14 protein-coding genes are annotated in these 18,853 nt (G+C 62.7%); 7 read left to right on the forward strand and 7 right to left on the reverse strand.

Annotated elements, in window-relative coordinates; translation table 11 throughout:
* Positions 1-43: 43 nt before the first annotated feature.
* The 3 genes from QRN36_RS14470 to QRN36_RS14480 form a co-directional block, all read right to left on the reverse strand.
* Positions 44-1,492, reverse strand: coding sequence for a short-chain fatty acid transporter (locus QRN36_RS14470; RefSeq protein WP_285424663.1), 1,449 nt, complete (start codon positions 1,490-1,492; stop codon positions 44-46).
* 61 nt (positions 1,493-1,553) lie between these two features.
* Complete coding sequence (locus QRN36_RS14475; RefSeq protein WP_285424664.1) at positions 1,554-2,492, reverse strand: ornithine cyclodeaminase family protein; 939 nt, start codon at positions 2,490-2,492, stop codon at positions 1,554-1,556.
* A gap of 24 nt (positions 2,493-2,516) precedes the next feature.
* Positions 2,517-5,942 carry a molybdopterin-dependent oxidoreductase gene (locus tag QRN36_RS14480; RefSeq protein ID WP_285424665.1) on the reverse strand — a complete coding sequence of 1,142 codons (3,426 nt, stop codon included), beginning with the start codon at positions 5,940-5,942 and terminating at the stop codon, positions 2,517-2,519.
* 99 nt (positions 5,943-6,041) lie between these two features.
* Here QRN36_RS14480 and QRN36_RS14485 point away from each other — a divergent pair, with 99 nt between their 5' ends.
* The 4 genes from QRN36_RS14485 to QRN36_RS14500 all read left to right on the forward strand — a co-directional run bounded on the left by QRN36_RS14485 (position 6,042) and on the right by QRN36_RS14500 (position 10,957).
* A complete protein-coding gene (locus tag QRN36_RS14485) occupies positions 6,042-6,959 on the forward strand; it encodes a LysR family transcriptional regulator (RefSeq protein ID WP_285424666.1) in 918 nt (305 codons plus the stop codon).
* 32 nt (positions 6,960-6,991) lie between these two features.
* Positions 6,992-7,528, forward strand: a complete 537-nt coding sequence (locus QRN36_RS14490; RefSeq protein ID WP_373568750.1) for a sigma-70 family RNA polymerase sigma factor — start codon at positions 6,992-6,994, stop codon at positions 7,526-7,528.
* A complete protein-coding gene (locus QRN36_RS14495; RefSeq protein ID WP_285424668.1) occupies positions 7,528-8,466 on the forward strand; it encodes a FecR domain-containing protein in 939 nt (312 codons plus the stop codon). Before QRN36_RS14490 ends, QRN36_RS14495 begins: the two co-directional genes overlap by 1 nt.
* A gap of 73 nt (positions 8,467-8,539) precedes the next feature.
* On the forward strand, positions 8,540-10,957 hold the full coding sequence (locus QRN36_RS14500; protein ID WP_285424669.1) for a TonB-dependent receptor: 2,418 nt from the start codon (positions 8,540-8,542) through the stop codon (positions 10,955-10,957).
* A gap of 194 nt (positions 10,958-11,151) precedes the next feature.
* On the opposite strand, the gene QRN36_RS14505 is transcribed toward QRN36_RS14500, so the two are convergent.
* Positions 11,152-12,075 carry a dihydrodipicolinate synthase family protein gene (locus QRN36_RS14505; RefSeq protein WP_285424670.1) on the reverse strand — a complete coding sequence of 308 codons (924 nt, stop codon included), beginning with the start codon at positions 12,073-12,075 and terminating at the stop codon, positions 11,152-11,154.
* A 176-nt stretch (positions 12,076-12,251) separates the two neighbouring features.
* On the opposite strand from QRN36_RS14505, the gene QRN36_RS14510 reads away from it, so the two are divergent.
* From QRN36_RS14510 to QRN36_RS14520, 3 genes are all read left to right on the forward strand, one after another.
* Positions 12,252-13,217 (forward strand): GntR family transcriptional regulator, encoded by a 966-nt coding sequence (locus tag QRN36_RS14510; protein ID WP_285424671.1) that lies wholly within the window; start codon positions 12,252-12,254, stop codon positions 13,215-13,217.
* A gap of 39 nt (positions 13,218-13,256) precedes the next feature.
* Entirely contained in the window at positions 13,257-14,042 is a 786-nt protein-coding gene (locus tag QRN36_RS14515) for an SDR family oxidoreductase (protein WP_285424672.1), read from the forward strand.
* A gap of 102 nt (positions 14,043-14,144) precedes the next feature.
* Positions 14,145-15,350: a pyridoxal phosphate-dependent aminotransferase gene (locus QRN36_RS14520; RefSeq protein WP_285424673.1), complete on the forward strand. Its 1,206-nt coding sequence runs from the start codon at positions 14,145-14,147 to the stop codon at positions 15,348-15,350.
* A 58-nt stretch (positions 15,351-15,408) separates the two neighbouring features.
* Here the strand turns inward: QRN36_RS14520 and QRN36_RS14525 are convergent, their stop codons facing one another.
* From QRN36_RS14525 to QRN36_RS14535, 3 genes are read right to left on the reverse strand one after another with little or no spacing between them, the layout of a single operon-like run.
* The gene (locus QRN36_RS14525) at positions 15,409-16,584 is read right to left on the reverse strand and encodes a Xaa-Pro peptidase family protein (protein ID WP_093458172.1); all 1,176 of its coding nucleotides are present in this window, start codon (positions 16,582-16,584) and stop codon (positions 15,409-15,411) included.
* Complete coding sequence (locus tag QRN36_RS14530) at positions 16,584-17,681, reverse strand: mandelate racemase/muconate lactonizing enzyme family protein (protein WP_285424674.1); 1,098 nt, start codon at positions 17,679-17,681, stop codon at positions 16,584-16,586. The genes QRN36_RS14525 and QRN36_RS14530 overlap by 1 nt, the downstream gene beginning before the upstream one ends.
* On the reverse strand, positions 17,678-18,847 hold the full coding sequence (locus QRN36_RS14535) for a M20 family metallopeptidase (protein WP_285424675.1): 1,170 nt from the start codon (positions 18,845-18,847) through the stop codon (positions 17,678-17,680). The genes QRN36_RS14530 and QRN36_RS14535 overlap by 4 nt, the downstream gene beginning before the upstream one ends.
* Between the last annotated feature and the right edge of the window lie 6 nt (positions 18,848-18,853).

The raw sequence follows: 18,853 nt of genomic DNA on the forward strand, positions 1-18,853 counted from the left end.
GGCGGCGCCGGCAGACGATGCCGGGCCGCCTGTTCAGGGCCTTTCAAGGCGTCGGCATCATCGGCGGTGCGTACGCCAGTGTCATGGAGAACGCCCAGAGCATCAGCAGCACCAGCGGGGTATGCACCAGCAGTTGAGTGAAGGTGAAGCCCACCACGTCCCGCGCCTTGATGCCCAGAACACCCAGCAACGGCAGCATCCAGAACGGGTTGATCAGGTTGGGCAGCGCCTCGGCCGCGTTATAGACCTGCACCGCCCAGCCCAGGTTGACGTGCAACTCATTGGCCGCTTGCATCACATACGGCGCCTCGATGATCCACTTGCCACCGCCGGAAGGAATCAGGAAACCGAGTACCGCCGAGTAGATGCCCATGACCACCGCGAAACTGTCGCTGTCGGCAATGGCCACGAACAGCGAAGCGATGTGGTGCGACAAGGTCACGCCATCGACGCCTTGTGCCTTGGTCATCATGAACGCAATGGCCCCGTATAACGGGAATTGAATGAGCACCCCCGCGACCGAAGGCACTGACTTGGCGATGGCATTGAGAAAGCGCTTGGGGCGCCAGTTCAGCAGCATGCCCAGCATCAGGAACAGAAAGTTGTAGGTGTTCAGCGATGAGATCGCGAAAATCGGATCCTTGGTCGAGAACTCGTTGAACAGCCATATCGCTCCCAGTGCCACCAGCAACAAGGTGAGCACCGGACTGTACTCCAGCCATTCGCCGGGCCGCCGTTGACCTTCGGCGGCTTCATCGATCACGCTGAGGTCGACGCCCATGTCCTGAGCCGTGCGTGCGCGGTTGCCGGTCGGCGTGGAGAACCAGGCCACCAGCAATGACACCACGATCAACGCCGCCGCCATGGTCATCGACTGCCAGAGGAAGATGGTTTGCGAGAACGGGATGACGCCGGTGATATCCAGCAGAGACTTGGGCAGGCTGGCGGGGTTGGCCTGCAGTTGCGCCGCCGCCGAACTCAGCCCCAGCGCCCACGTGGCGCCCATGCCCAGATACGCCGCGGCACTGGCAGCGCGATAGTCCATGGCCAGGTCTGTGCGGCGGGCAATCGCGCGCACCAGCAGTCCGCTGAAAATCAGGCTGATCGCCCAGTTGAACAGTGACAGCCCCATGCTGATGAAGGCGACGAAGGTCACCGCCGCACGCGCCGATTTTGGCAGCGCAGCCAGTTTCTCGATCAATGCCGAGGCGGGCGGGGAGACCGCCACGACATAGCCGGAAATCGCCACCAGCGCCATCTGCATCGTGAACGGGATCAGGCTCCAGTAGCCGTCTCCGAATGCGCCCGCGACGGACTTCACCGAAGCACCGGTGGCGAGCGAGCCCAGCGCGACCAGCACCACGGCAATGGCTGCGAATATGTAAGAGTCGGGAAACCAGCGCTCCGACCAGTTCGAGACACCAACTGCAATTCTTTCAAAAAAACCGAGGCTTTCTCTGGCCTCATCGGGGTGCAATACAGACGCTTTCATAATGTCTTCCTGAAGGTTCGGGGCGGAAGGCAGCAAGGGAAAATGACGCGCAGATTTCTGATTATTGTGAGCGTTGAACGTAAACCAGTTGAGCAGCCGCCAGGTCCTCCAGGGCCGTGCCGACTGCTTTGAAAACCGTGATGTGCTGATCGTCGATGCGGCCCGGGCTGCGTTCCTTGCACAGGCTCGCCAGATCAGCGCGGATGTCTTCCTTACGCAGCACGCCGCTTTGCAGCGGGCTGAGCAGATCACCCGCTTTCATGGGCGCTTCGTCGGTATCGATGAACACCTCGGTGCCATCGAAACAGCCGTCATCGCTCTCGCGCATCTGGGGGGTGAAGCCACCGATCAGGTCCAGATGAGTGCCGGGTTTCAACCATCGGCGCTCGATGAGCGGCGCTGTCGACAACGTCGCGCAGGTCACGATGTCGGCCTGCTCGCAGGCAGCGGCCAGGTCATCGACCGCCCGGGCCTGGAAACCATCTTGCTGCAGTTGATCGACCAGCCGCGCGGCCTGCGCCGGGTTGATGTCCCACACCGCCACCTGCTGGATCGGGCGAACCGTGCGATAGGCATAAGGCAACAAACTTGCCACCCGGCCTGCGCCGACGACCAGCAGTGAAGAACAATCGCTTCTGCTCAGGTAGGTGGCCGCCAGAGCCGAGGCTGCCGCGGTGCGTCTGGAGGTGATTTCGTTGCCATCGATCAACGCCAGTGGCGCGCCGGTCGTTGCGCTGTGCAACATGTACGTGGAATGCAACCCGGGCAAGCCTGCGGCGGCGTTCTGCGCAAAAATGGTCACGGTCTTGATGCCCAGAAAGCCCTGGTTGTTCCAGGCAGGCATCAACAGCATGCAACCGGGCGCCGATGACTCAGGGTGAATGGCGTGGTTATGGCGCAGCGGCACGTGCACCTCTTCGCGGAAGGCCTCTTTCAGGGCGGGAATGAGGCGGTCGAACGGCAGCAGCGCGCGTGTTTTTTCAGCATCAATGATCAGCATGGTTCACCTGGGATTTCACACATATCAAGCATCCAGCGTCAGGGCGCTGGACGGGATGGCCTGGCAGGCCAGGCATGTCGATGGGGTGTCCGGTTCCTGTCCGTGCAGGTGCATGACCTGGCCGTGCTGCACGGTGACGGCGCAACTTTCGCACTGGCCTACGCGGCAACCGCTGGGCAGGCGCACGCCCAGCTTTTCGGCGAAGGTGAGCAGCGAACCTTCATCGGATGACCACCTCGCGATGATGCCTGATCGGCTGAACGTCACCTCGTGGGACTGGCCGGGCGTGATGACCGGCTTGACCGGCGATTTGAAGGCTTCCTGCTGGATGTCGAAGCGCGGCACCCCGCGTTCGAGCAACGCAGCACCGACTTCAGCCATCATCGCGTCCGACCCGCACAGGTAGACCAAGGGGCGCTGACGCAGCCACGCCTTGGGTATGTGCCCGGCGCTGACCCGCGCAGCCACGTCGTAGTCTTCGCCCTGGCGGTCTGACGCGGCGGGAAGGCTGTAGAAATTGACGATTTTCACGTTGGGCAGCGTCTGCGCCAACGCCCTGAGCCGCTGTTTGAAGGCGTGGTATTCGCCGTTGCGATTGCCGTAAAGCAGCAGAATATTCGACGTCTGCGGCTGGTCTTGCAACGATTCCAGCAGGTTCAGGAAAGGGGTGATGCCGATGCCTGAGGCGACCAGCACCAACGGTCGGCGACTGTGCATCGGCAGGATGAAATGCCCCGATGGCGGGTGAGCCATGAGTCGGTCGCCGACCTTCAGTTGATCGTGAATGAAACCTGAGCCCAGCCCGAGCGTGGCCATGCCCTGGCTGTCGGTCGCCACTGCCCGGCGCACTGAAACCTGATAACCACGGCGCCCTTGCAGGTGAGCACGGCCGGTCAACGAGTAGGAACGCAAGGTGGGCTCATCGGGGGTGTTCAGTTCGAGGGTGATGTGCTGGCCGGGTTCAAAATCCGGCACCGTGCCGCCGTCGCTGGCTTCGAAGCTGACGGTGGTGACGTCCGCGGCCTCCGGTGTGAGCGCTGTGACGGTGAACGGGCGCAACCCCTCCCAACGGCCGTGCGCAGCATCATTGAGCGTGTCCCGCTGCACGGTGCAACGGTATGCGCGCAGAGGCGAAGAACCGCTGATGGGATCAAAGGCGGCGTCGCTGACCAGGCTGTTGAAGTTGCTGCTGTGGGAGCCCAGTACCGGCAGCTCGTTCTGCCCCAGGGCTTCACACCGTTGCCACCAGCCGTACTCGCCGACCACAACCGAGGGGTGCAAGCCGTCGACGATGCTCGCGCAGAATTTCGCCTGGCCGCTGTCTGTCGTCACCACCAGGGTGTCGCCGGTGTCGATGTGTTCTTGCCTGGCCAGCTCGGCGGATATTTCCAGCACCGGGTAAAGCGCCTTGCGCCGCAATGACGCCAGACTGCGGTGCTGGCTGTGGCAGAAGTAGCCGTTCTTGGCCGAGGTCAGGACCAGCGGAAAGGCGCGATGCATGGCTTCTTTGCGTGGATCGTGGGCGGACGCGCGGGGCAGGGGACTGTAACCATGACGGAGCAGTTTTTCGGAGTACAGCTCGACCAGCCCGGTCGGCGTGTTGAACGCTCGGTGCCGTGGCTTTGCAGCGTATTTGCGCTGCACATCGGGGGTCTCGATGGACACGCCGCGAGGCTCGCGGCGCAGTTGCTCGACGGTCAGGCCCAGCGGCTCAAGCATGTGGTTCCAGCCTGCTTCCAGTGAGCCGCCGAAGAAATCCCCGGCCATGCCCAGGCGGGTTGCGAGGTCGAACACGATGTCGCTGTCCGAGCGCGAATCGCCGCGGGGCGACACCATGCGCTGGCGCAGTTGAACCCGCCGATCCGCCTCGGCGGAAATCTCGAAACCGATGCGCAGGCCTTCGCGCTCCCACGGCGTGTTCACTGGCAGAAAGATGTCGGCATAGCGCGCGCTGGGCGATTCGAACAGGTCGCAGTGCACATAAAAATCGAGCTTCTGCAGCGCCTGCGCGCCCAAGTGAACATCGGGCTGGGAGAGCAGGAGGTTCGTGCCGAACGCCACCAGTGTGCGGATGGCGTAGGGCTTTTCGTGGACGATGGCCTGGTACACGTCCCGCGCCGTGACCCAGCCCTGAGAAGGCGGCCCCAGCGGTCGCTCGCCGAGACCCAACGCCTTGGCGCGTTGCTCGGGAGCCAGCAAATCGAACGACATCACCGGGTTGTAGGGCGGCTTCTGATAGATCCGGTTGCCGCCGTCGCGGTCGAAGCTGCCGGTCAGGGCGTACAGGCACGCGATGGCCCGGTCGGTCTGCGATGCATTGTCCTGCTGACCCACGCCAGACCAGGCATGGAACGCGACGCGCGAGGACGATCCGATCAAGGCCGCGGCCTGCTCAAGTTGCGCCACAGGCACGTGGGTCAGGGCCTCTACCCGCTGCGGCGTGTACAGCACGCACTCACGGGCGTACAACTCGAACACCGGGGAGCATTCCAGCGGCGTGTCGGCGTCCTGCACATTCAGACTGAACGTTCCGCGCACTGCGGCCTGCTCAAGCGAAGTCGCGGTCATGGGCGAGGAGGCTTTAGGGGCATTGTGAACGGTGTCCCACACCACGTAGTCCTGGTCACCGGTGATGCCGATGTCCGCACAACGCAGGAAGTGGCCGTTGTCGGCACGGACCAGCAGCGGCGCGTTGCTCCATTGACGAACGAAGGCCTGATCGAACGTGTCATTGGCGATCAGCAGGTTCGCCACGCCCATCGCCAACGCCAGATCAGTCCCCGGGCAGACCCTAAGCCAACTGTCCGCCTGGCCGGCCAATGCAGTCTTGCGCGGGTCCACGACGATCATCCGCGCCCCGGCAGCCACACCCGCGCCGATGGCTTCGGCCTGGGCCAACCAGGTATTGGTGGGGTTGTGGCCCCAGAGCAGGATTACTTCTGCGCGGCGGTAATCGGCCGTGGGCATGCCGCAGCCGAAGGTGAACGCGTGAGCATGGTCTTTGTGCCAGTTGCAGATCTCGGTGGCATAGCAGGTGTTCGGGCTGCCGTACAACCGGATGAAGCGCTCGATCCAGTCGATGCTGTCGCTCAAGGGCGTGCCGCTGGGGGTGGTCACGGCAAAGGCCACAGACTCGGCGCCCCGTTCGCGCCGCGCCTGCTCGAGGCGCTCGGCAACTTCGCTCAATGCCTGTTCCCAGGAAATCACTTCCCAGCCAGGATCCGGGTGGTTCTTCGGCTGGGTGCGGCGCATGGGAAACAACTGCCGATCGGCGCTGTGCAACAACTCGGGCGCCGCTTTGCCCTTGAGACACATCGCCTTGCCCGTGGGGTGCTCGACGTCAGGGCGAACTTCGATCAGCCGGTCGTTCTCGACGGTGTTGATCGTTCCGCAGCGAGAGCGGCAAAGGGTGCAATAGCCCGCCTTGTCTTGCCGTTGAGTCACGTTCATTGCCGACCTGCCCTTGGAAAATCTCTAAGGGAGATGGTATTACTCCGGCTGATCACATTGAAAATTCAATGAATGTGTATTGCGATATTGAGAAAATCGATGCTCCCGACGTTGAAACAACTGCAGCACTTCATTGCGATTGCCGACACCGGGCAAGTGTCCAGGGCTGCCCAGCGCTGTCACGTCACCCAGTCGTCGATGACCGCCTCTCTGAAAACGCTGGAAACCACCGTGGGCGCGACGTTGTTCACTCGCCACGCGGCGGGCGTTCGACTGACCGAGGCAGGGGATCGTTTTCTGCGGCACGCCCAGCAAGTCGAAGTCGTCATGCGCGAAGCGATGGACTCCGTTGCGCTACGGCCCTCGCAAGCCACCGGCCCGATCAGGATCGGCGTGACCGAGACGATCTCGGCGTACGTGCTGTCGCCCGTCATGAAGGCGCTTGAAAAGAAGTTTCCCGGGCTGGTGCCGACCTTCGTGGAGCTTGAGCGCAGCGAGGTCGAGGCGGGCGTTCGCCAGGGCACGCTGGAAATGGCCCTGTTGCTGGCCTCGAACCTGCCGGCCAATGAGTCCCTGCAATGCCAGCCGTTGATCCGTTCTCCCCGGCAACTCTGGGCCCCGCCTGAGCACCCACTGATGGTGGCCGATCGGGTCGGTCTGGCAGACGTGGCCACGTATCGTTACATCCTGCTGGACATGGATGAACACGTGTCCACTGTCGATAAATACTGGCGCGAATACCACCTGAGGCCGGATGTCGGGTTTCGCAGTTCTTCGATCGAGGCGGTGCGCAGTCTGGTGGCGTCGGGGCAGGGCGTGACGATTCTGTCTGACCTGGTTTACCGTCCCTGGTCACTGGACGGTCATCGCATCGTGCGGCGTCAGTTGGCCGATCCCGTGCCGTCGATGGACGTGGGACTGGTCTGGGACTCGGCGCGGCCCCACAGCCGGAATTTCTTCGAAGTGAAGGACTACTTGTCCAGCTCCTTCAGAGACATGCTGAGAATGTCGGCCTGACAAGTGCGTTGATATGAGAATCATTAGCAACTATGATCCGGCCTTCTTTCGGGAGGCGGATAGTGAGCGAGGATCGTCTGGGGCTTCTCTATGCAGAGCACAATAGCTGGCTGAAAGGCTGGATTTATCGCCGTCTGGGTTGCACCAGTCAGGCGGCAGACCTGGCGCAGGACACCTTCCTTCGCATCCTCAGTTCGCAACGTAAAACCGGCGAAAGGCTGAGCCTGGACAGTCCGCGAGCCTATCTGGCGACGGTGGGCCAGCGGCTGATCTGCGATTACTTCCGCCGGCATTCGCTGGAGCGGGCGTACCTGGACATGCTCGCCACCGTGCCAGAAACCTTTTCACTCTCTCCAGAAGAACAGTGGGAATTGCGCGAAACCCTGTACCAGCTCGATGCATTGCTCGATCGCTTGAAGCCTGTGGTACGGACAGTGTTCCTGCTCGCGCAGCTGGATGGCTTGACCTACCTGCAGATCGCCCGTCAGTTGGGCATCGGCGAGCGCTCGGTGAAACGTCATATGGCGACTGCGTTCGAGGCCTGCATCCTCTGGGAAATCGAGCAGTGATGTCGGCGCCGGCATCGATCAGTCGTGACGTTGCGCGTCAGGCCGCCCAGTGGTTGGTGCTGATGCATGACCAACCGCTGAGCGCTGCGCAGCATCAGGCCTGGACGCGCTGGCGGGCCGCCGACCCCGAGCATGAACGCGCCTGGCAGCGCGCGCAGCACGTGCAACAACAGCTCAAAGGCCTTCCTCCTTCGATGGCCAAGGGCACACTCAACCGCGAGCGGCGTCAGGCCTTGAAGACCTTGCTGGTGCTGGGCGTGATGTCGCCCGCCGCCTTTCTGGGCTACCGATTTGGCGCCGGTCAGGGCTGGATGGCCGACTACCGCACCGCCACGGGCGAACGCCAGCAGATCACCCTGGCCGACGGCAGCGTGGTAAACCTGAACACCGACAGTGCAATCGACGTTCAATTCGATGCCGGTCAGCGCCTGATCCGTCTGGTGCGTGGAGAGATTTTCATCAGCACCGGCCAAGACCCGGCGCGACGGCCCTTGCGAGTGGCCAGCGAACAGGGCGTGCTGGAGCCGTTGGGGACGCGTTTCAGCGTGCGCCAGCTTGAGGGCGTTACGCAATTGGCGGTGTTGCAAGGCCGGGTGCGGGCGACCCCGAGCCACGCCGCGCCTCAGGTTATCGAAACCGGCGAACAACTGCAGTTCAGCGCCGCGGCGTTCGGTCCTGTGCGTCCGGCCAGCGAAGTGGCTACGCGCTGGACCGAAGGCCAATTGGTGGCCGAAAACCTGCGGCTGGGCGACTTTCTCGCCGAGCTGGGGCGTTATCGCCCTGGCCGGTTGCACTGTGACGACAGCGCATCGGCGCTGCGTATCAGCGGTGGCTTCCAGCTCGACAACAGCGACGCCATTCTCGCGGCCTTGCCAGACACCTTGCCCGTGACCGTGAGTTATCGAACCCGTTATTGGGTGACGGTCAGCAAAGCATGATTTTTTTTGGCCCGTTTTTTCAAGGCGCTCGTCCTTGGTAGTGAATCTGTAATCACCCAAGGACATTCGCTCCATGAAACATCCCAGCATCCCGCGCGCGACCACGTGCAACACCCTTGCAATGTCATTGCTGACTTTTGCGCTGGCCACTCAGCCGTCGCCTGCCCTGGCAGACGAAGCGATCCGGCATTACAGCGTCCAGCCCGCGACGCTGGCCCAGGCGATCACCCGCTTCAGCGCGCAGGCAAAAATCACCGTGCAATTCGCCCCGGAACTGGCGCAGGGCCTGAATTCGCCGGGACTGGAGGGTGACTACGACACACAGAAAGGGCTCGCGGTTCTGCTCGCAGGTTCCGGCCTTGCGGCGGTGCAGCTTGGGGACGGCGTTTACGGACTGGTCAGAGTGCCCACTCAGGACAGCGGTGTGGTCACGCTGTCGGACGTCGATATCAACGGCAGCCGTCCCGGTGCCGATGGTTCTGAGGCTGCGGGTTATGTGAGCGAACACGTCAACAACGTGGGTGCGCTGGGTGGCATGAAGCTGCAGGACACGCCTTATTCCATGAGCGTGACTTCTCAGGCGCTGCTCAAGAACCTGCAGGCGACCTCGACCGACGATGTGTTCAAACACAACCCTTTTGCCCAGCTGTATTCGCCCAAGAGTGCCGGCTACGCCAGTGCTATCACCATTCGCGGTTTCGGCGGCTCGTCCAGCCTCAACATAGCCAACGACGGGCTGCGTTTCAGCACGCTGGCCGATGGCGGCAACTTCATCGAAGACACTGAACAGCTGGAAGTGGTGACAGGCCTGACCGGGTTTCTGTACGGCCCGGCTTCCCCCGGCGGCTTGGCGAACTATGTGCTCAAACGCCCGACTTACCAGCGCTACAACAGCGTCACGCTGGGCAATGCAGGGGGCGAAAACTACTATTTGCACGGCGACTTCGGCGGCCCGATCGACACGCAAGGCAAATTCGCCTACCGGCTCAACGTGTTGACGCAGGATGGCGAGACTGCAATCGACTTGCAAAAGCGCCGTCGGCAGATGATCAGCCTGGCACTGGACTGGAACATCAGTGACGATCTGCAGGTGCAGTTCGACGCGTCCCATAAGGAAAACCGCACCCGGGGCCTGACCAGCTATTGGTACTTCGCCGATGAGGCCTATCGTCCACGCGCCTCTTCACTGGATGCCGACAAGCTCTACAGCCAGAAGTGGGCGTTCTCCGACAACGAGACCGACAAGGCCGGCGTGCGGGCCAACTGGCGCCTGAACGACACGTTCAGTCTGCGTGGGGCATTCGCGGCTCAGCAATACACTCAGGAGTACACCTACACCGGCCCGCAGGTCGATGCGCCCGGTCAGTACACCCAACCGCTGTACGCGTTCGCACCCCTTCAGACTCAGGAATATTCAGGCTATCTGTTCCTGGACTCGCAGTTCGTGACCGGCCCGCTGGACCACAAGGTGACGCTGGGCTATCAGGGCAATACGGCGCGTACGTTGATGTACGAGGACCACATCCCGGATCAGCAATACAGCTCGGTGATCGGTAGCGCCGTGCCGCTGGACGACCAGCCGCAAGTGAGCAAGCCGGATTATTCGGTCGGTCACGGCGCTCGACACATCTCCAGTACCAGCGACACGCAGAACGTGTTGATCGGCGACATCATCACCTTCAACGAGCAGTGGTCGACGATCCTCGGGGCGACCCACACCCGCATCACCAGTTACAACAATGACTTCGTCTATTCCGCGACGCCGCGCAAGACCCGTTATGACAAAAGCCTGACCTCTCCCAGCGTGTCGCTGATCTACAAACCGGTCCCCTGGCTGACGACCTACGTCACCTACATCGAAGGTCTGCAGAGCAGCGGGGTGGCACCGGCCAGGGCCGTCAATGCCGGAACCGCGCTGGCGCCGCAAATCAGCGAGCAGTACGAGATCGGGGCCAAGGCCAGCATCGGCGAAACGCTGGTGACCCTGGCGCTGTTCAATATCGACAAGCCCAACACCTACACCAACAGTGCCCGGGTCTTCGTTCAGGATGGCCGCCAGGAAAACAATGGCATGGAGTTCAGCGTGACGGGCAAGGTGACCCCGCAGCTGACACTCGTCAGCGGCTTCACGCTGCTCGATCCGGAAGTGAAGAAAGGCGCAACGCCCGCCAACGATGGCAACTCGCCGATCAACGTGGCCAAACAACTGGCCAAGGTCTATGCCGAATACGACGTGGCCTCCGCGCCAGGCTTTGCCGTGACCGGCGGCGCGTTCTATACCGGCAAGCAATACGCCGACGAAGCCAATGACTACACGCTGCCAGCCTTTACCACCTTCGATGCAGGTGCCCGCTACCGCCTGCCGCTGGGCGATGAAGCCCTGACCCTGCGGTTGAACGTGAGTAACCTGACGGACAAGAAATACTGGCTCAACACCAGTTACCTAGGCGATCCCAGGACCGTGGCGTTCTCTGCACAATTCGAGTTCTGATGACCCGTCGTGCAGACGACGCACGCCTGAAAATGGTCAGGAAGGGAAGGGGGAAGGCGCCGCAAGCCAGGCGGTTGGCCCCTTCCAGCCTAGACAGCCGGGCGGGCGTGCCCACATCGACGTGCTGCTGCAGTACCCTCTGCTGCCCGGGCGGACGATGCCCACGGCATCGACCGCCCCGAGGGCGAATCACATCAGGCGGGCAGAACCACTGAGGAGCGCGGGTCCTGGGCCAGGGCGCGCAACGCCGCTGCCACTTCCTCCAGTGCTTCACCTTGAAGGTCCAGCAAGGGGTGGCGAACCGAGCCGCCTTTGAATCCACGCAGGTTCATGATCGCTTTGGTGGTTTGCGGCTGACCGTGCTTGCGTGCCAGTTCGCGCAACGGGAACCAGAGGCGATGCAATTCGATCGCCCGCTTGGCGTCGCCGTTCTGGATCGCCCGGAACGTGGCCAGAATGAGCTCCGGCAGTGCGCCGCTGTTGGTGGAACTGATGCCGTCGAAGCCCGCCATCATCGGACCGCTGAATACCAGGTCGGACGCGCAGAACAGGCGCACTTTGCCGCCCAGTTTGTTGGCGATGCGATCGATCACGGTCGGCGTCAGATCACCCTGTTTCAGACCGACGACGCCTTCGATGGCGGCCAGTTGTTCGATCACTGAGACCGAAAGCGTGATGCCGATGCCTGGCGCGTTGTAGATGAGGATGCCGGTTTTCGACAGCGGCGCCATTTCCTTGAAGAACGCGACGATCTGAGCGTCGGTGATTTCCGAGACGTACGGCGGCGTGACCATCGGCAGACCACCCAGGTCGCCGGCCAGTTGCGTCAGTTCCCGCACCACCCGGCTGTCTGAACCGGCCGTGCAGAGCATGACCGGCACTCGGTCACCGACGATGTCCATGACCTTGCGGAACATGTCGGCACGCTCGGTGGTGCTCATGACCGGGAATTCGCCGTACGTCCCGCCAATCAGCAAGCCGTCATAACCCAGCGCGATGACCCGTTCGATGTTCTCGGCCATCGCGGCGTAGTCGAATTCGCCGGTGGCCGTGAACGGCGTGACGGTGATGTTGAAGATGCCGTGGAGGCGTTCGCGACACTCTTGAAGGCTTTGCATGCTTGAGTTCCTGAGGGGATTTTCGTAGAAGGCGGGCTGATATTGTATTATTTGTAATCATATGTACAATAAAATTTCTTCGGGCAAAGCGCTCCGCATGGCTGATGCTCATGAGCTAACGGATGGGCGTCCTTGGTAAGATGTGCGCACTTTTATCGTCTCGGGGTTCACTTTCCATGGCTTCGTCAAAGGGTCAGAACAGCCGCCGGCTGGCTAACCAGATTCTTGATTTTGTGCGCAAGGCGCGCTTCGAGCCTGGCCATCACCTGCGCGAACAACAGATTGCCGATCTGCTGGGCGTGTCCCGCACGCCTACCCGAAACGCCCTGAATCTGCTGGTCGCCGAGGGCATCGTGGAGACCCGGCGCAATCAGGGGTTCTTCCTGCTCAAAGCCTTCGACGCCCTGCAGCGCGTCGAGCTGGCCGTGGGCTCCAGCGTGGAGGACTCGCTGTTCGAACGTCTGGTCAATGACCGGCTCAGCGGGGCGATCCCCAATTCCCTGACGCAGACAGAAATTGCCCGCCGCTACGACGTGGATCGCGTCACGCTGATGAAAACCTTGACGCGCATGGCCGAAGACGGCCTGCTGATTCGCAACAAGGGGCATGGCTGGAGCTTCCTGCCGACGCTGGACGACGCTGCATTGCGCAGCGGTTATCAGTTCCGCCTGATGGTTGAGCCGGCGAACTTTCTGCAGCCGGAATTCCGGCCCAATGCCGCCGCGCTGGAACGCTCGCGCCTTCAGCACCTTTACCTGGCCAGTCATTCGGACTCCTCGGCGGTGAGCAATGCCCAGCTGTTTGAAACCGATGCGCAGTTTCACGAAATGTTCGCCGAATTCGGCGGCAACACCTTTGTGATTCAGGCGATTCAGCAGCAGAACCGCCTGCGCAAGCTGCTCGAATTCGCCGGCTACGCCAACCGTCGCCGGGTGCGCGACTGGTGCGCCGAACACCTGGCGATCATCGATGCCGTTGCCACCGGGCGCTATGCGGAGGCCAGCGAGCTGATGCGCAAACATTTGACTCATGCCGACAGCGCCGCGCTGCCGGGCAAGAAACCGGCGGGCAAAACGCCGGCCAAGACGCCGGCCAAACCCCGCGCCCCGCGCAAGACAGTCGATCTTTCTGTTCCCGGTTAGCGCCGTCTGGCGCCGGCCTTCACGTAAAACGAGGTTTTCATGGATTTAGGTTTGCGAGGTAAACGTGCACTGGTGTTGGGTGCAAGTCGTGGTCTGGGCCTGGCCATCGGCCAATGTATGGCCGCTGAAGGCGCCATCGTGACGCTGTGCGGCCGCAACCGCGACGCGCTCGTTCAGGCGGTGGGCGCACTGGTCGAAGGCGGCGCCGAAGCCGATTTTCTGCAATTGGACCTCGCCGATCCGGCGCAACGCCGGTCCGCCCTCGACAGCCTGCTGGCCGATGGTCGCGGCTACGACATCCTGATCAACAACGGCGGCGGGCCAGCACCTGGCGCGGTCGCTGGCGTGGACACCGCGCAATGGCACGCGGCGTTCGACAGCATGGTCACCGCACTGTTCGAAATCACCGCCCGCGTGTTGCCAGGCATGCGCGAGCGTGGCTGGGGCCGCGTCATCAATCTGGTGTCCTCGGGCGTGGTTCAGCCCATCCCCAACCTGGGTGTCTCCAACGCCTTGCGCGCCAGCATCATCGGTTGGGCGAAAACCCTGGCAGCCGAGGTTGCCGCCGATGGCGTCACGGTGAACTCGGTCATTCCGGGACGCATTGCCACTGACCGTGTCGGCGAACTGGACGAGGCAGCGGCCAAGCGCAGCGGATCGACCGCAGACGCCATCGCCAAGGCTTCACGTGCCACCATTCCCATGGGCCGTTATGGGCAACCTGCAGAATTTGCCGATGCCGTGGCGTTTCTCGCCAGCGGCCGCGCTGGCTATATCACCGGCACTTCCCTGCGTGTCGACGGCGGCCTGATCCGCAGCATCTGACGTTCCCCACCTGATTTTCCCCTGCACCGTGGTGCAGCCGGTTTTCCTGTGTCACCAGTTGATTTATATGTGTCAACTGGTGCAATTAATGAGAGTGCAGACATGATCAAACCGCTTTTGGCTCATCGTATGGGCCGCGTGCGCCCATCACCCACCGCAGAAATATCCGACAAGGTTCGCGCGCTGACTGCCGCTGGTCACTCAGTGATCAACCTGGGCGAAGGCGAACTCGATTTTCCCACCCCGTCGCACATCGCCGAGGCAGGCATTCAGGCGATCAAAGCGGGGGAGACCAAATACACCGCTGTGCCCGGCACGGCGCGCCTCAAACAGGCGATCATCGACAAGTTCGCCCGTGAGAATGGCCTTACCTACGCGCCCGGAGAAGTCATTGCCGGCGCCGGTGCCAAGCAACTGATCTTCAACGCACTGATGGCTACGCTGAACCCGGGCGATGAGGTGATCGTTCCTGCGCCGTATTGGGTGTCTTATCCGGACATGGTTTCGCTGGCCGAGGGCCAATGCACGATCGTCCAGTGCCATGAGGTCGATGGCTGGAAGTTGCAGCCGCAGGCGCTCGAAGCCGCGATCACGCCCCGCACTCGCTGGGTGTTGCTCAACTCGCCGAACAACCCGACAGGCGCGGTCTACAGCGAGGCGGAAATCCGCAGCCTGACCGACGTCCTGTTGCGCCACGAGCACGTGCTGGTGCTGGCCGACGACATTTACGAACACACGCGCTTCGGTCAGCCGTTTTTCACCCCGGCCCAGGTCGAACCGCTGCTGTTGCCGCGCACCCTGACGGTCAACGGGCTGTCCAAGGCGTTCTCGATGACCGGCTGGCGCATCGGCTACGCGGGCGGACCGAAGTGGCTGATCGACGCGCTGCAAGTGTTGCAATCGCAAAGCACCTCCAACGCCAGTTCGATTTCTCAGGCGGCGGCAGTGGCTGCGCTGGACGGCGGCACCGGTTTCATCGATGAGTGGATCAGCCGTCTGGCGGCGCGCCGTGACCGGGTGCTGGCCAGCGTGGGCCGAATCGACGGGCTGGCGTGTGCGATTCCAGAAGGCGCGTTCTATCTGTTCGTGAACTGCCAGGGCATGTACGGCAGGACGACGCCGGACGGCAAGCTGATCACCGATGATTTTGCGTTCGCCAGTTATCTGCTGGACGCTGCCAAGGTCGGGACGGTGCATGGCTCGGCCTTTGGTGCACCGGGTTATCTGCGCATCGCCTACGCGGTGAATGACGATGTGCTGGCCGACGCCTGCCAGCGGCTGGAGCAGGTCTGCGCGCAACTCAAGTAAAAAATCCCACGGCGGCATTGGCGTGCCGCCGTGGGATGCGTTTGGTTCAGCGTGGCGTTCAGATCTGCAACAACGGACGCTCCAGGGTGCCCAGCACGCGGTACCCGGTTTCAGTGATGACCACGGTTTCGCTGACGCCCACGGTGAACTCGCCGTAGATGCGCAGGGCAGGGGGAATGTGGAAACTCATGCCCGGCTGCAGCTCGGTTTTCACACCGCTGTACAGGCTCAGAATCGAGCCTTCGCCCCAGTCTGGCGCGAACGAAATACCCACCGAGTAGCCCGTGCGTTTCTTGAACGCATCAGTAAAGCCTGCACGGTCGATCACCGCCTGGCAGGCGATGTGCGACGCCTCGCAGGGCTCGCCGGGACGCAGTGCATCCAGCGCGGCCTGCAACGCTTCCTGACAGACCTTTTCCATTTCGGCGGCGATGGCCGGCGGCTTGCCGAGCCAGGCGCACCGCATCAGCGCGGCGTGATAGCGATCGTGGCTGGCGGCCATTTCAAGAAATGCCGGTTCGCCGGCCTGCAGCACACGACGGCGCCAGGTGCCGTGGGGCACCCCGGTGCGAGGTCCGCTCGACACCAGCGGCTCCATGCCCATGTACTCGGAACCCGCGGCAATCGAGGCTTGAAGCATGGCGGCAACCAGATCGTTTTCACTGGCGCCTTCGCGTACTGCGTTCATGCCTGCGCGCATGCCGGCATCGACATAACGGGCGGCGAACTCGAGCTTTTCGACCTCGGCGGCAGACTTCACCGCGCGCAACTTCTCGACCACGCCGGCGGCGTCGTGAATGGCGCCGAGTTTACCCTGCAGCGCTTCGTACACCGCAATCGGCAGGAACCAGCCGCGTTTGTCGATGGCAATACGGCGATTGCTCCAGCCCTTGCGTTCGATGGCCGCGACCAGAAAGCTCACTGGATCGTCGCCGTCGAGGTACACCGACGCGTCGCTGATGAACGTGTTGGCAATGAAGTTGAAATACTCCAGCTGGCGGATGACGAACATCGGTTCGCCGTCCACCGGCAGCACCAGCGCCTGGAAGGTGTAGTAACCCGGGGTTTGCTGACCGGTCAGGTAGAAAATGTTTTCCGGGCCGGTGACGATCATCACGTCGATGCCGGCGTTGGCCAGATTGGTCCGGGCGCGACGGATGCGCTCGTCGTATTCGGCCGCCGGGAAGGCGGACTCGCTGCCTTGACGGACGTTGGTTGGAGGCGTTGGGTTCATCAGAAACTCCGAATCAATTGAGTTTTTCCAGGATCCAGGGTGATCCCCAGTCCATGTCCTGCCGGCACCTGCACGGTGCCGTTGGCGTACAGCAGTGGGCCGACGGGGTCGTCGCTCAGGCCGTCGGCGCCGTACAGCTCCGCGAAGCGCGGGTTGCTGGCGCACGCGACGTGCAGGGCGGCCGCCGTGGCCGCGGCGCCTTCGTTCATTTGTCCGATCATGCAGGGCACGCCCGCGCTTGCCAGCTGCCGCGCAGCCGCGAGACACGGCGCAATGCCGCCGACCTTGACCAGCTTGAGGTGCGCCCAGAGCTTGCCGCCCAGTGCGCAGAGGCGATCGACGTCGGCACGGCCGGCCAGACCTTCGTCGATCATCAACGGCACCGGGCTGTGCCGCGCCAGTTCCTCGATCGCCTGCCAGTCGCCAGCGGCGATGGGCTGTTCCACATACGCCAGATCGAAAGCGGACAAGGCCTCCAGGTTCTTCGCCGCGGCCTCGTGGGTCCATTGACCGTTGGCATCCACGGCAATCTTGATGCGGGTGCCGAAGCATTCGCGCAGCGCCCGCAGACGCAGCAGATCGTCCTCAAAGGTGCTGACGGCGATGCGCACTTTCAGGTCGCGGAAGCCGCGGTCGACATAGGCTTGAGCCTGCGCGAGGAAGACGTCCATGGGCGACCAGAACAAGGTCTGGTTGCTGGCGTAACGGATGTCTGCTGCCGCAGCACCCAGCCATTGCGCCAGCGGCAATCGCGCACGGCGCGCCAGAAGGTCGTGCAGCGCACAGTCGATCAGGGTGCGCACCGGCATGCTCAGGTTCGCGGCGCCTGTCGAGACCCGCGCCAGCATCTGCGCCGGGTCCTCTTCCAGGTTCAGCCCGTCGATCGCCTGCAGGGCTTGGGCGATCACCTGATCCGGGTTATACCCGTTGAGATAGGCGATGTTGATCCGGACCTCGCCGACGCCTTGATGCTGACCGTCGTCCAGGCACAGATACAGCGATTGCAACTCGCCGACACTGCCGGAGGATGCCGTGTGCAACTGCACGCCATTGCCGTAATGCAGATCGGCGCGGCGCAATGAGCCTGTGAGGATCATGCGTTTTTCTTCGCCAGCATCTGCAGGGCGATATCCCGGTAGATCAGGCTTGAGGCGATGAATTCATCGATGGGCACGAACTCATCCGGCTTGTGGGCGACCGCAAGGGTGCCGGGTCCGATGACCGTGCCGGTGGTGCCCAGGCTGCGGAAATGCACCAGATCGCAACCGCCCTGGAAACCGAACGGACCGGCGTTGCCGCTGTTGTGTTCGCGACAGGCGGCAAGGCTGGCCTGGACGATGGGTTCCGACTCCGCGGTTTCCGTGGCGCCGCCGGTGGTGGCTTTGTACTCGAGCACCTCGGCGCGCACGCCGAAGCGCTCATTGGCCAGGGCCAGCAGTTGATCGATCTCGGCCTTGACCTCGTTTTCGTCTTCGCCCGGCACCATGCGCCGATCCAGCAACAGGTCGCAGGCGCCCGGCAGCACGTTGTCGGCATGCCCACCGTTGATGCGGGTGACCGTAAGACTCGCTTCACCCACCAGCGCGTGACAGTGGCACTTAACCGAATGCTCGTGATGTTCCTCGATCAGTCCCAACAGCTGGCCGGCGCGGTAGATCGCGTTCTCGCCCAGATGCGGCGTGCCGGAGTGCGCGGTCACGCCATGCACGCGCACCAAGGGGCGCAAGCTGCCTTTGTGGGCGGTGAATGCGGCGTTGGAGGTCGGCTCGCCGATCACGGCGAAGTCGATGTGCGGCGGTTGATGAGCGACGTAGTGCTTGGCACCTTCGCTGGCGATTTCCTCGTCGGCGGTAAAGACCGCCATCAGCGTTCCGGACCAGCGTTCACGGCAGGCAATCAGCATGCGCGTGGCTTCGATCATCGCCACCATCGGACCTTTGGCATCGCAGCTGCCACGGCCATACAGCTTGCCGTCGGCTTCGTGCAGCACGAAGGGGTCAGTCTTCCAGCCTTCGCCGGCGGGCACAGTGTCGATGTGGGTGTTGAACGCGAACGTCGGGCCGGGGCCATTGGCGTACGTCGCGATCACGTTGACGCGGCCAGGCTTGTATTCCGACAGCGACAGGTCGAATCCTTCAGCTTCCAGCAGGACCTTGAGGTGTTGCGCCGCTTCCAGTTCATGACCAGGCGGGTTTTCAGTGTTGATTGCGACGAGGGCGGCCAGGTCGCGCTTCATGCGGGCGAAATCAGGTTGTTCGTTCATGGCAGG

The organism is Pseudomonas sp. efr-133-TYG-103a, assembly GCF_030209235.1.
GTDB lineage: Bacteria > Pseudomonadota > Gammaproteobacteria > Pseudomonadales > Pseudomonadaceae > Aquipseudomonas.

Bases quoted from the DNA above. Each gene is read 5' to 3' on its own strand.
- QRN36_RS14530 (WP_285424674.1), bottom strand. From the start codon at position 17,681: ATGATCCTCACAGGCTCATTGCGCCGCGCCGATCTGCATTACGGCAAT.
- QRN36_RS14475 (WP_285424664.1), bottom strand. From the start codon at position 2,492: ATGCTGATCATTGATGCTGAAAAAACACGCGCGCTGCTGCCGTTCGAC.
- QRN36_RS14525 (WP_093458172.1), bottom strand. From the start codon at position 16,584: ATGAACCCAACGCCTCCAACCAACGTCCGTCAAGGCAGCGAGTCCGCC.
- QRN36_RS14520 (WP_285424673.1), top strand. From the start codon at position 14,145: ATGATCAAACCGCTTTTGGCTCATCGTATGGGCCGCGTGCGCCCATCA.
- QRN36_RS14495 (WP_285424668.1), top strand. From the start codon at position 7,528: ATGTCGGCGCCGGCATCGATCAGTCGTGACGTTGCGCGTCAGGCCGCC.
- QRN36_RS14500 (WP_285424669.1), top strand. From the start codon at position 8,540: ATGAAACATCCCAGCATCCCGCGCGCGACCACGTGCAACACCCTTGCA.
- QRN36_RS14470 (WP_285424663.1), bottom strand. From the start codon at position 1,492: ATGAAAGCGTCTGTATTGCACCCCGATGAGGCCAGAGAAAGCCTCGGT.
- QRN36_RS14535 (WP_285424675.1), bottom strand. From the start codon at position 18,847: ATGAACGAACAACCTGATTTCGCCCGCATGAAGCGCGACCTGGCCGCC.
- QRN36_RS14480 (WP_285424665.1), bottom strand. From the start codon at position 5,942: ATGAACGTGACTCAACGGCAAGACAAGGCGGGCTATTGCACCCTTTGC.
- QRN36_RS14505 (WP_285424670.1), bottom strand. From the start codon at position 12,075: ATGCAAAGCCTTCAAGAGTGTCGCGAACGCCTCCACGGCATCTTCAAC.
- QRN36_RS14510 (WP_285424671.1), top strand. From the start codon at position 12,252: ATGGCTTCGTCAAAGGGTCAGAACAGCCGCCGGCTGGCTAACCAGATT.
- QRN36_RS14515 (WP_285424672.1), top strand. From the start codon at position 13,257: ATGGATTTAGGTTTGCGAGGTAAACGTGCACTGGTGTTGGGTGCAAGT.
- QRN36_RS14490 (WP_373568750.1), top strand. From the start codon at position 6,992: ATGATCCGGCCTTCTTTCGGGAGGCGGATAGTGAGCGAGGATCGTCTG.
- QRN36_RS14485 (WP_285424666.1), top strand. From the start codon at position 6,042: ATGCTCCCGACGTTGAAACAACTGCAGCACTTCATTGCGATTGCCGAC.